General features: G+C 43.5%; 8 protein-coding genes. All 8 read right to left on the bottom strand.

What is annotated here, in order from left to right:
* The gene (locus U9S71_RS09615) at window positions 1–762 is read right to left on the bottom strand and encodes a glycosyltransferase (protein WP_326327062.1); all 762 of its coding nucleotides are present in this window, start codon (window positions 760–762) and stop codon (window positions 1–3) included.
* A gap of 10 nt (window positions 763–772) precedes the next feature.
* Window positions 773–1,657, bottom strand: coding sequence for a glycosyltransferase family 8 protein (locus tag U9S71_RS09610; RefSeq protein ID WP_326327061.1), 885 nt, complete (start codon window positions 1,655–1,657; stop codon window positions 773–775).
* A gap of 42 nt (window positions 1,658–1,699) precedes the next feature.
* On the bottom strand, window positions 1,700–2,629 hold the full coding sequence (locus U9S71_RS09605; protein WP_326327060.1) for a glycosyltransferase family 8 protein: 930 nt from the start codon (window positions 2,627–2,629) through the stop codon (window positions 1,700–1,702).
* Window positions 2,630–2,644: 15 nt separating this feature from the next.
* Window positions 2,645–3,529, bottom strand: coding sequence for a glycosyltransferase family 2 protein (locus U9S71_RS09600; protein WP_326327059.1), 885 nt, complete (start codon window positions 3,527–3,529; stop codon window positions 2,645–2,647).
* A gap of 85 nt (window positions 3,530–3,614) precedes the next feature.
* A complete protein-coding gene (locus U9S71_RS09595; RefSeq protein ID WP_326327058.1) occupies window positions 3,615–5,012 on the bottom strand; it encodes a hypothetical protein in 1,398 nt (465 codons plus the stop codon).
* 166 nt (window positions 5,013–5,178) lie between these two features.
* Window positions 5,179–6,519 carry a flippase gene (locus U9S71_RS09590; protein WP_326327057.1) on the bottom strand — a complete coding sequence of 447 codons (1,341 nt, stop codon included), beginning with the start codon at window positions 6,517–6,519 and terminating at the stop codon, window positions 5,179–5,181.
* Between the two features lie 4 nt (window positions 6,520–6,523).
* The gene (locus U9S71_RS09585) at window positions 6,524–11,803 is read right to left on the bottom strand and encodes a non-ribosomal peptide synthetase (RefSeq protein WP_326327056.1); all 5,280 of its coding nucleotides are present in this window, start codon (window positions 11,801–11,803) and stop codon (window positions 6,524–6,526) included.
* Between the two features lie 17 nt (window positions 11,804–11,820).
* Entirely contained in the window at window positions 11,821–12,969 is a 1,149-nt protein-coding gene (locus U9S71_RS09580; RefSeq protein WP_326327055.1) for a transposase, read from the bottom strand.
* Window positions 12,970–13,156: the final 187 nt, after the last annotated feature.

Here is a 13,156-nt window from a genome sequence, read left to right as displayed (position 1 = left end):
TTAACCAAAATAGATTTCGAAATTGTACTTGAGCTGCCGGTATACATTTCGAACCATTTTTATCACGGGGTTGGCCCCATTCCTCCAATTGACCCTTGTCATAGTGCTGGGTTCGGCCTCGGAGTTAGATTGGGTGAAAAGTTCCTTGAAATCGTTGTAGAAATACCCTTTTCCTTTATTTTGTAGAAATGACAGGCACATTTTATACTCTGTTTTGTCACCGCTGATACCTTCTTGATATTTTCCAAATTTTTCGACAAAATTAAATCTCCTTAGATGGGGATGATCTGAATATTGGTAAATTTTTTTGTATCGGTATCCTAAAAAAGGGAGATACATTTCTGAAAAACCGAACTCATTTTTAGGTTTAAGGTAGGGGTAGGGTACATAGGCATAAAAACGCATCAGATCTATTGTTTGATTGGCTTCCATCATGACTAGCGATTGATATAGACGTTCCTTAAACCTATCCGACGGAATAAAGTCTTCCTGTACATACAACGTATATGGCGTAGAGATTTCCGCCTGTCCTTTGTTGATATTATTGCCCAAGCCCATGTTTTGGGGTGATTTCACTAGCTTGAACTTAAAATGTGTGGACAGCTGTTGAATAGCCGAAATATGCGTTTCGTCGCTACAATCATCTGAAACCACAATCTCCGCAAAGAACATATCGAGTTGCACGAAGCTCTGTAATAATCGATTTAAGGATTGGCTTCGATTATAATGGGTTATCAATAACGAAACTTTATCTAGATGCATAATTCATGAGTCATTTGAGTAGGTGTTGGATCCTTTTTTCTATTTTGTTATATAATTTCTTTACTAGTCTACGCCTTTCACCAATAGGTTGGAAGCCCTTCCATGCCGTTTTTTCAATATACTTAAAAAAAATAGTTTTATATTCTTGATTATAGCTATAGGATTTAAAAATTGGTTTTTTACCGGCAAAATGGATAATAAATGGTTCGTTTATTTCTTCCATTGCATAAGCATTCCATCTCGCGTCAAGTGTTAGCCATTGGTTGGCCAATATGACGTTCATTCCATAGTTAATTGGAAACGAACTAAATTTGATGTTCTCCTGCAAACAATCAACGATACGCTGTGCGTAGTTTTCAGCTTTCCAGCGTCGATTATTCATAATGAACATACCTGTATTGTAGTAGCCTGTGTCTTTCGCCAACCCCAATTCTTTGTAATTACTTATACCCGCCCATTCACAACTAACCGATCTGCTACGATCAAGCACTCCGCCAACGGGGTAGTCTGCCATGTCAATTTTCCATAGTTTAGAAATGTCTTCCATTACGACCATGTCTACGTCGAGATAGATTGTTCTCTCCGTATTTTCCGCAATTATATTCGGAATAAATAACCGCGCATATACATTGATGGGGAAGGACGATTTGTCTACCGGCAGATTTATGTTGTCGGGTATAACATCGTTTATGTCTACCCAAATTAAATTGATCTTATGAATGTTGAAACACAGTTTCTTTTTATTAATCTCGGAAAGATTGTCTGTAATTAAGTAATAATCTATCTTTTCATCCGACTTGTAATGATCCTGGATGGACTGAAGCAATGCACCTTGCATGATGGCAAGATGATTGTCAACAATTGATGCTAAGGTTATTGTTGTGCGTGGAACCATCGTAATTAGTGTTTTTGTGTTAGTGAGTTTATGGTGATCGGTTTATGGGCTTAACGTGACCTTTACTTCTCGAATCCACTGTGTAAGCGCAGATTGTTTCTTCTCTAAAACATGCATCATTTTTGATAAGAGACGGAAATATGAGCTTTTCGGTTTAAATTTTCTGAAAGGTGTGGATGACAAATATTCGAAGAAACGACGCTTGTATGCTTGATTAAATTGATACCCTCTATAAATGGGTTTCATTCCGGTAAAATGGATGATTTTGGGGTCGATTATATCATCTTGCGCATAACTGTTCCAATGGGCCGGCAAAGCTAACCATTTGTTTGCAAAATAGACATTCAACCCATATTGGTCTGGGAACGTTGCGTATTTGATATTCTCCTTAATGCATTTAAAAACATGGCTTGGAATATCTTCTTCGCGCCACTTCTTCAAATCCATTATTAATACCCCGGTATTGAAGTACAGTGAATCGGCAGGTATTCCTAGGGCGGCATAATTTTTTATACCTGCCCATCTTGTACTTACCGTTGTTGCTTTATCGGTTACCGCCGCTAAACCATATCCGCTCATGTCTACATTCCACAACTCCTCCAGGCCATTCTCTACCAAGGTGTCGGCATCGAGATAAATCGCTTTTTCAACAGTATCCGGAAGGAAATAAGGAATACAAATCCGAGCGTAAACGGATAGTGGAAATGCAGAGCCGTCGAGCGGAAGTTCAATGTTAGATGGGAAAGCTTTTTTTATGGGTAGCCAATTGACGCCGAAGTTGGCCGTGTGCATAATAATTGAGTCGAGCCGTCGTCGGTTTTTCCTTGAGATACCATCGTCTACAATATACAATGAAAAAAGGCCGGTCCCGTTTTGGTTGGTGAGGATAGACTTCAATAAAGCCGCGAGCATCACTGCAAAGTGATTGTCACATACGGTCACCAGGGTAATGTTCTCCTTGTTTTTCTTCATCTATGTAGGTTTGGCTCAATTTTTAGACGTTTTTGTGTCGTGTGGAGCGAGCGGAGAGAACAGCGAACTGAAGCGCTTTCCTTCTTTTTTCAATCGGTTTAACAATACCCGCGACAAACCACCCTCGTTTTGTAACGTACGGGGTGTTGTCCAGACCCTGGCAGCCGATGCCTTTACTTGTCTAATTTTGCCAAAGGGCATTAAGTCAAAACATAACCGCCCGTCTTCGCCTCGGATATTATGATCTACGAATCCAACTTTCATTCCCAGTTCCCGGATATATCCCATGCTCATGCCATACGCATTGAGGTAAGGTCTCTTGATATGTCGGAATTCGGCAATGATATCTTTTAATGTTTCATGAATGGCCAGTTTCCATCTAGGGTACCCGTCGACCGGAATAAACGAGTATCTTCCATATACACATACTGTTTCCTCTTGTTGTAATACGGATACCATTTCATCTAACCAGTGGGGGGGGTAAATAACGTCGGCATCCGCAAGCAATATATATTTTCCACGGGCATGTTCCTGTCCGAGCTGTCTTGTGGGGCCACAACCTTGCGTGGGTTGGAATAAAGTTATTATGTTGAGTTTATCTAGCGTTTGTTGTGTATTGTCGGTCGAATTATTGTTGACGACAATTATTTCAAAAGGAATTGAACTTTCTGTCGCCGATAAACTTGAAACGCAATTAAATATGTTCGCTTCTTCGTTCCACGTCGGAATAACAATAGAAACGACGGGATAATCGGTCGTGTTTTTTTTGAGTCGTTCATTGACCTCGTCAAACATTCGCGGGGGAATGTCTGTGAAAACACGAAAACTGTTGTGGTACTTCTTTACCCAATCTGGTATTTTAAACATCATTTGAATGACTGTGACAGAACTTTCATTCAAAAGTAGTTATTGTCTTCGCTACTCAATAGAGGAAAAATCCGAGAAATACAGGTTTGTAGTACAAGCACTACAAAATACAATCCAACTATTCGACGGCGCCGATTGACGGAGCGCTGACGTTGCGGGGAGCACTGTAAAAGTCGAGACTTACAAGATTTATTTTTTTTCCAGTTCCTTTTGCTTTTGATGAACTGTTGAGACGAAAATCATTTTCGTTTACGATTCCAGCAGCTGTCGATGTGGGGGAATATAAATTGTTCGTTGTCGTTAACATGCCTTCCTCAATAGACATGTAGCTCACGAAGTTGCTTTTGGGATGAGGCGCCGGTAAATTAAAAACAAGGTTATTAAACACTTGGCACGACCCACCCAACAGCCGATACGCATCAAGTACCACGCCATACCAATCTCGCGATGTATTGAGATTGCCACAAGTGTTGTGGAAAATCTTAGCATTTACGAAGGTGGTTTTCCCAGAAATCATATCGTCTGCGAAGGATTGTATTTCAAAGGCTGAATATTTCCGTGAGTTTACCACAATATTGTTATAAGCCAAGATTTCCTTAGGTGCCGAACCAATACTTACTCCCCATGCACGAAGTGCGTTGCCTTGGTGATCACTTATATAATTATTATGAAAACGACCATTTCCACGCATGAAGAACATAGCGTTGTGATTGTCTTCATGCATATTCACATGTTGGAATCTATTATGGTGTATATCGTAGCCTTCTACCATACCTACATACACGGCATTTCTCACCGTAGGTGCATTATTAAACGATACGTGTGAAATCTCTAAGTTTTTTACCAGACCCTGAATGGCCGAACCGTTTATTCCACCACCGAAATTGATTAATGCGCCCGTATTGTCTGCGGTGAGGTGAGAAAATGTAAGATTGCTCGCGTAGGAACCGGGACTGCCGTCATAAACGACATCACTATTGTATGAAATGACATGATTTCCAATATTTTTGAATTCAAAATATTGAACCGACAAACCATTGATAGCTCCGAGTAATTCGATGGCCCTGTATTCGTTGTCTCTAAATAAAAAGCCGTTTTCAATGTCAGTGTTTCCATTACCGGTGATTTCAATGTTGGAAACGTTGGAAATTAGCATGTGCTTGCGAAAGCCAACTACTTCAACCAATCCGTCGTTCGTAATCCGGATAGGGCACCCTTCCTGGCCCTTTAAATTTTTGATTTGGATATTCGTATAGACGCCCGCCTTGATGATAATTTGGGTGTGACAATTGTACTTCCCGGTATTGCCATCGATCACCAATTTTCCATTGGTGTCGCCCGATACCAACATTTTTTGGGAAACGGGAGATGGTTCGGTGATTGAATAATCATTGTCCGTTGAGTCGGTTTCGTTGTCGCCGGGTGTTTCGGCAATAATTTTATCAGGGATAATCGTCGCTTTCTTCGTGCATGAAGAAAGTGGCATAGCCATCATGACATAAATGCCGATCATCATGTAGGATTTCACTAACGTAACCGGATTGAAAAGCAGTCTGTTGTTCACAAGCACAAAACGTTTTGTAGTAATAATACTACAAATTAAAACAAACATTTTAACTATTTAAAGTTTGATTTTATTTTTTTTCGTCAAAGTGCAGACGCTGGAATGGATGTTTCAAAAACTAAGGGCTGCGGTGGAACAGCCTTCGATAGGTTTCCGGATAAAAGTGGATAGCGTATTTCCACGGTGTCCAAAGGTTTATTTTGAAAAGTTTTTTGAGGTAGTGACCTGCCACTACGAAGAATAATACTCTAGCCAATAACGCTCCGTAGACTGCTCCAATTACGCCAAATTCACTGATGAGGAAGATATTTAAGATCATGTTAAATGTGCTGGTGAATAAGACCAATAGGAAATTCAATCTTGTGTTTCCTGTGGACTCGAGGATAGTACCTGTTTGTCTGCTATAAGGGATAAGAAGGCAGTAAAGCAAGGTTATCCGCAATAACGGGACAGCATCCAAGTACCGTTCCCCGACTATGATGTGGATTATTGGGTCAGCAAGCAGATAAAGTATTGCTACGGCGGGGGTGAGGATAGCTAAAATGGAACCCACGGATTTCTCGTATAATAATTTCATCGCTTCTTTGCCTTCAGATTCGAAGCGGATAGCACCTTGCGGAAATACGATTGTCGCCATTGCGTTGGTTGGAATATGTGCCATATTGCTGATGCGATTGGCAATATTAAAAGAACTCACGGCACTTGGCGAGAGCATACCTCCTAGCAACATTTGATCCATCACATTGGAAAACGTAGCATGTAGCGACGTGGCCATCGTATATTTGCCATAGTTAAGCAGTTTTTTTGCCCATCCCATGTCGAATCTCCATTTAAATGTCAGGTGTCTGCGCACAAAACGCCATGAAACAAATGTCCCTGCAACTGTCGAAACAATGTTAAGTACAACCAGTTGAATAAGGCTTATGTTGTAATTTTGGAAATACGCAACAGTGATAGCAATAAGGAAGAGAAATTGCTTTGAGAAAGTAGATAGGAATAAGCTATTGAAACTGAGGTGTGCTTGTTCTATACTGTTGAACTGCATTTGTACACCGACGATAACAAACGAAACAAGATAGAGGCACAGCATATTTTCGATTGCCGGTGCATCCCAGATTTGGCTCAAAAGTGGTGCAATACCTGCCAATAAAATGGCCAGTATACCGGTCACGACCGTATTGATAATAAAAGACGTGGCAATGATTTTTCCGCGTTCCTCGCTTCTAGTTACCGAAACATATTTTATCAGTGCATTTTGAATAAGTTCATTGCGGATAATTTCAACGAGTGAAATGGTCGAAAGAAAAAGAATCCATGTGCCGTAATCGTCTTTAGAGGTCAATCTCACTAGAAAGAAAAAACTTGCGAACCCGACGATAAAATTGCATACTTGTTGCAACAAGCTGACCGTGCCAGACCGAATCCAGTAATTTCCCTCAAAGACCTTTTTGATATCCATTGCGTTAACCGAGCATGTTTACTTCGTGCTCGGTATCGTTTTTCATCCTCGAAAAAGACAGATCGAGGTGTTTTTGAAGTTCTTTAGCCAATATTTTAACCGCGGGCTCACGGAACAACTGCGCATGATTGCACGGTATTTCCGCAATGTGTATGTCTCCGTTTATATAAGGTTCCCAGCCGTTAGTCTCAAAATAGGGAATGTAAAGTGTTTTGACTTTTGATTTGAACAGCGTGACGGATCCGTTATATGACGTAAGATTATAAGTTCTTAAGGCGGCCGAATGCTGCTCTTGCAACAATTTGATATGTGCTGGAGGATCGTTGAATAATCTCCTGTTAGGAAACACTTTCTTAAAAAATTTATAAAATTCCCCCCTGGCATACAGGTATTTATCTCTCGCATACAAACGGGGATTTTTGACAAATAAGAATGGTATTGCCAGTATCTTTTTTACTTTATATTTAAGGATTTCATTACGATTTCCTTCAAATTGTTGTTCGACGGTCTTATTAGTATAAGAATCGAATAATCCTAAGAAAGTCACTTCTTTTCCCATTTGCTTTAACTGCTTGGCCATCTCTACGGCAACCATACCTCCATAAGAGTACCCGGAGAGTGCATAAGGGCCTTTTGGGCTATGCTTTTGGATTTCATCAATATAGTCTGCAGCAATTTCTTCTATGGTTTGGCCAGAGAGAAGACTTCCGTCTAAACCTTTCGCCTGCAAAGCGAACACGGGTTGTTCGGGATTCAGGTAATTCGCCGCCCTTTGGAAAAACAATACGTTGAGTCCAATACCATGTACGACGTATAATGGGGGTTTATTTCCTGTTGGCTTGATGGGTACTAAGCTCTCCCAATTGGTTGTCACTTGACTATCTTCCAAAAGTTTCGAAAGTTGTTTAATAGTAGGGTACTTGAACAGACTAACCAATGGTAGTCGTTTTCCAAATTCCTTCTCGATAGTTGCCATCAATTTTACAGCTATCAACGAATGTCCGCCCAATTCAAAGAAATTGTCATCTAAACTAATGTTGGTAATTCCCAAACAGTCTTCCCATATAGACGCAACAAGTTTTTCCGTATCGGTTTTGGGAAGGTTTCCACCCAGTCTTTGCTGTTGCCAATCGATTGCCGGCAGCGCCTTCCGGTCGACCTTTTTGTTTGGGGTTAATGGAAACTGTTTTACCGCAACGTAGTGTGCGGGAACCATATAGTCCGGAAGCACCTTGCTCAACTCGTTTTTCCAAGACTTGATCAGCTCCGCAGGTACGCTGGTTGCCTCATCGGCTTTGGGCTGTCTGACGAAATCTATTGCCTTTTTAGTCGACGTATTGAGCTGTGCCATTGTTGCAGGAACGACGTTTTTTACGGTCGGCGGTAAAAATATGGCTTCGAAGCAGCCGTCCGTACCGTCCGTACTCCAGCGTACACGGGTATCATAACCGTATTTTTCACCAATTGCCCAGAAGGTGTCGGGCAAGAAACCCGTTGATTCGGCTTCCACTTGGGGTTTAATTTCCCCGATTGTTTTTTGGCCTGTTTCGGGCTGCTGCAAGATGGTCGACAGGAGGAAGTCCTTGGCCGTTCTTTTATTGGGGATACCGGTGATGGATATGGTTTTGCCAGTGTGAGTCGTAAGCAAATGACGGACACGGTCTTCTGTTTTAACATCATCCCAGGTGTGGTCGATTTCCGAAACAATGGTTTGATGTGTTGAATTGACATAAAGCCAGATGTCGAAGTGATAATTGGTGGTTTCGTTAAGCAGCAGTCCTTTCCTCAATTGGACATCTACGGCGGTAATGGCCGGTATCAATGTAGGGAGGAGGTAAAAGAATCCCGGATCGGCAACCAGCTCTTCTTCTATCCGGACGCGGTTTTTCACCACCTCTTGAAAACGGGATAGGGTAGCGGTATCGGATGAACGTTTGAACTGATCGATTGCATGACACATCTCAAGTGAGTTTTTGCCTTGCATGTCCCCGATGAAGATGCAACCGCCGGGTTTGACCACCTTAGTTGCATTTTCAATTACTTTTAAAAAGTAATTGGCATCCGGGAAATACTGGGCAACACTATTGACCAACACCAAATCTAAGGATGCCGCTGGAATTCCGCTGAAATCGTCGGCGGGGGCTGTCTTGGCTTCGACGTGCCCCCATTTGTCGGGATGAGCGACCAATTGCTCGCTTAGTTTGTCGATAGCCGTATGCGCGTAGTCAGTAGCCAGATAGTACGATGTAAACGGTGCGACTCCAAACAGGATTTGTCCGGCACCGCTACCTACTTCCAAGATGCGTTCGGCTCCGATTTTCCGGATGCGGTCGACGGATTCTTTCAGCCATTCGTCGGCTTGGAGTTTCAGTTCTTCGCTGTTCTCCAGTTGGCGGTAAATACTCCCATCGATTTGGTGTTCCTCCAAATTGGCAGATTTGTTGAACTCAACGCCGGTGTCGTAGATGGTATCCCACCGGTCTTTCCATGAAACAGAATCGCTGTCATCGGATTTATCATCTCGATCAGCGATGACGTACGCTACCAATTGGGTGTCTCCTTGTGGAGTAGGTTTAGCGTCGACTATCGCTTCCTTTATGCCGCGCAACGTGCTTAACTGGTATTCTATTTCACCCAGCTCTATCCGGTGTCCTCTGATCTTGACTTGGTTGTCTTTCCTTCCTAAACACTGGATTTCACCGTTACTTACTATTTTACCCAAATCCCCCGTCGCGTACATAGCGCTGCACTCATCTGCTGGATCGGCGATAAACCGCTCTTTGTTGAGTTCTGGGCGGTTTAGGTATCCTTTGGCTACACCATCGCCAGCAATGAATAACTCGCCTATTCCCCCAATCGCAACGGGCACATGGTGTTCGTCCAGGATATGAACTGTAGTATTAGCAATGGGATTGCCCACAGTGATTAGGCCGTTGTCCGCCCGAGTGATTTCTTTGATTGTTGACCAGATTGTCGTTTCGGTCGGACCGTACATGTTCCATACCGCTTGGCAACGATCAAGTAGTTTATCTGCCAATTCGATTGGGAAGGGTTCTCCGCCGCAAAGTGCTTTTAGTGGGATCCGGTGTTCCCAGCCTGCGTCCAACATCATACGCCACGTCGACGGCGTGGCTTGCATAAGGGTGACTTGCCGGTCGGAAAGAGAGCGGAGGATAGCCCGTCCGTCGCGTGTTGTCTCTTGGTCGCTTAGTACCAGTGTAGCCCCTACAGTTAATGGAAGATACAGCTCTAGCCCTGCAATATCGAATGAAATGGTCGTGATGTTGAATACGACATCCGCTCGTTGTATTCCTGGTTGGCGCTGCATACTCAGCAGGAAGTTCAACAAGTTCGAATGCTTGATCTGGACACCTTTCGGTTTACCACTGGAACCCGAAGTATACAGTAAATACACCAAATCTTCTCCCGTTATCGGTATAGACGGGGGAGTCGTTTGCTGTATGTCCAGATTCGCCTGTATATCGCCAAAGATGATAATTGAAACCTCAGATCCCCAACGGCCCTTGTGGTGTTTGTCGGTGACCAGGTATTTAGCCGTTGAATCCTGGAGCATAAATTCAATCCGTTCTTCCGGATATTCTGGATCCAATGGTAGGTAAACGCCCCCTGATTTGGCGATGCCGACCAATGCTACTAACATTTCAATCGACCGATCCATTGCCACGCCGACAACCATTCCTTTTTTAACACCGATGCTTGACAAATAATGGGCAAATTGATTGGTTTGGCTTTCCAATTGCCGGTAGTTGATGCGACGATTTTCGAAAATTACCGCTGTTCTTTCGGCATTTTCGTGAGCCGATTGAGCAATCAGTTTGGTGAAATTCGATGACTTGTCGTAATCCAATTGTTCGCCGGTAACAATACTTTTGGGCACTACGCCATCGGTTAAACGAAGTGCTTCGATGGTGCCGTCTGGATCATCTGCAACTTGCGTCAACAGGTATTCAAACGCAGCCATCATGGACCGGATGGTTTTCGGGGTAAAAAGACCGCTGTTGTAAGACCATTCCAATATCAGACGGTCTTTGGCATTGGTGACGTTTAGAAAGAGCTCAAATGCCTCAAATTCCCGTGGGTTCGAGATGAGCGTATGCTTAAGAGCTTCAAATGATACCGCGTTGTCCATTCCCATGTCGACATTGAACATAACGGGGATCAGCGGGATACGACTTTCATCTCGGGGTATCTTCAGTTTTTTCACCAGTTCCCCAAATGTAAATCGCTGGTTATCATAGGCGTCAAAGAATGATTGCCGTCTTGATTTCAGGTATTCATTGATACTTGCCGTGGTATCTATTTTGCTTCGTAATGGCAATAGGTTAACACAATGTCCGACCAAATCAAACCTTTCTGTTGCTAACTGGCCAGCGGTTGGCAAACCTACTGTGATATCTCGTTGATTAGTCGTTTTATGCAAGAATAGCTCAAATGCAGCTACTAATGTATTTACCAGACTGCATCCAGCCTTGGCACCTACTTGTCTTACACGTTGTACGAGTTCACGGGACAACTCGAAATCGATCCGATTTCCCTTAAATGACCGGGGTGACTTTCTAGGATAATCGGTTGGCAGGTCCAGTACCGGGATATTGCCGCTATAGAGATTGATCCAATATTGTTCAGCTGATTCGTAGGCCGATGTTTGTTGGTAGCGTAATTCATCTTTGGCATACTCGCTGATTTGGTATGGAACTGGCAGGATGGGGTTCAGGCCATGGACAAACCCGTTGTAAAATTTGCTGATATCTTCCAATAGTATACCCGTAGACCATCCGTCACCGATAATATGATGTTTAAACAGCGTGAAATAGTGGTGTCTTGGAGAAAATTTATGGATGAAGAAACGAAATAAAGGTCCTTCCTCAATATTGAAAGGAATATGCATCTGTTGGGTTAAAAATGCCTTGAATGCTATTTGCTTTTCATCATCTTCCATCTCCGAAAAGTCATAGAACTTGGCTTCGTAGGGAATATCTTCGTAGATAACTAAGTGCTCTCCACTGGAACTTACCGTAGCTCGGAGCGCCTCGTGTCTCCGTACCAATTGCCTGAGTGCAGATTCAAATGCGTCCCGCCGAAAATCCCCTTCGAGTATCAGCGAAACCGATTCATTATAGGAAAGATTAGCTTCTTGTTCTCCAATCGCACAAGCCAGCCAAATTTCTTTCTGCGCTTCGGTTGTATATGTTACTTTCTCAATCTTCCGGGCATCTTGAAAGGGATTAAAATCAACGGGGGTTAGATTGTTAATATTATTCATCAATAGTTAGTTAATTTTTAAGCGGCAATAGTGCCGTACATTATTAGTTCTTTGACATGTTTCTGATTTTTTTGCAAGTGTGGGTTTATCCCAAAGGTTGAAAAAAATCTATTCATCAGTAAAGTGTTGTGGTTCATCGTCTTGATGTCGGCCATGGAGAACGCCCCTTGTTCCTTTTTGGGGATGCTTATCCAATGCGCGGCTTTGGCGACATTGGTTGCCGTTAGGGCCAGATTGAGGTGGAAGTCCAACTTGTTCTCGCTCCTTGCCTGGCAATTTTCCAGTCCGGTGAACTGTTTTGCGTCGCGGTAGATGAACTCGATCTGGAAGCGTAGCCTGTAGTAGCGGACGATATCGGCAGGTCCCATCCCCGTATCAGTTGAGAAATACAGTTTGTGGGTCTTCCCAGCGGATACCCTGACCACGCGGATTTTCCGTTTGAGCGAAACAGCATATACTACGGCCGTTGTGGCCCTAGTTCCGTCCGCCAATTCCACCTCATGGAAATACCCGGCCTTGATTTCCTTGTGGTCGACTTTACCGTCGTACACCCTGGGTCTCCCGCGACCGGGCTTGCGGGGGCCGGCGTAGAGGTATTTCAGATTGGCGTCATCGCGCATCCTGCCTACGAACCGGAAACCGGCCCCGCAGATTGCATCAATGAACGGCTTCTTGGTGAACCATGCGTCCGCCACAGCAATGCTGGACAGTTCCAGGAGTTCCTTGCCGCGGTCGGTGAATGAATCCGCGTAGATCTCGGCAAGTGATTTTTCCGGATGGTTGCCGGTTATCGTCTGGCAGGCATCCAGATGGAATCCGGTGTGGTTGTCCACGTCGATTGCCGCCATGCCCAGCATCTCAAGTCCACGTTTCACGCGCGCTGCCTGACCCGACCAGAAATAGCCGACGCCGGGCGTCTTCTTCCCCGATTTGGCGATGAAACTGGGATCAAGGGCGATGATATAATGGCCGCTGCCGTGCTTGCGGACCAATCCGCTGTTGAAGCCCATGAAATCAAATGGCTTTTCGAATTGGATACGGTAGCGCTGTTCACTATATTTGCCGTACCGTTCCAGTTGCTGGAAATTGATCCGGCCCTTTATCGAAAGGAACAGGGTCACGGCCTCGACCATGAAACGCTGCCTGCATGCGTTGATATTCTTCATGTTTAACAATATGTTGATTATCAGTGTTTTGTATAGATTATAACCCTTGGTGACCATATCTCAAATAATGCTTAGAAAACACTATTAAGATACTGAAAATCAAGGGTTTATTGAAATTTTTCAGCCATTATTTATCCACTTATTTTGCTGTAAATCAGAAATTTGTCCCATTTTTTAACGGAGTGTT

The organism is Parapedobacter flavus, assembly GCF_035818675.1.
Classification (GTDB): Bacteria; Bacteroidota; Bacteroidia; order Sphingobacteriales; family Sphingobacteriaceae; genus Parapedobacter; species Parapedobacter flavus.
Note: the sequence above shows the minus strand (reverse complement) of the source record. Positions and strands in the feature narration are given on the sequence as shown.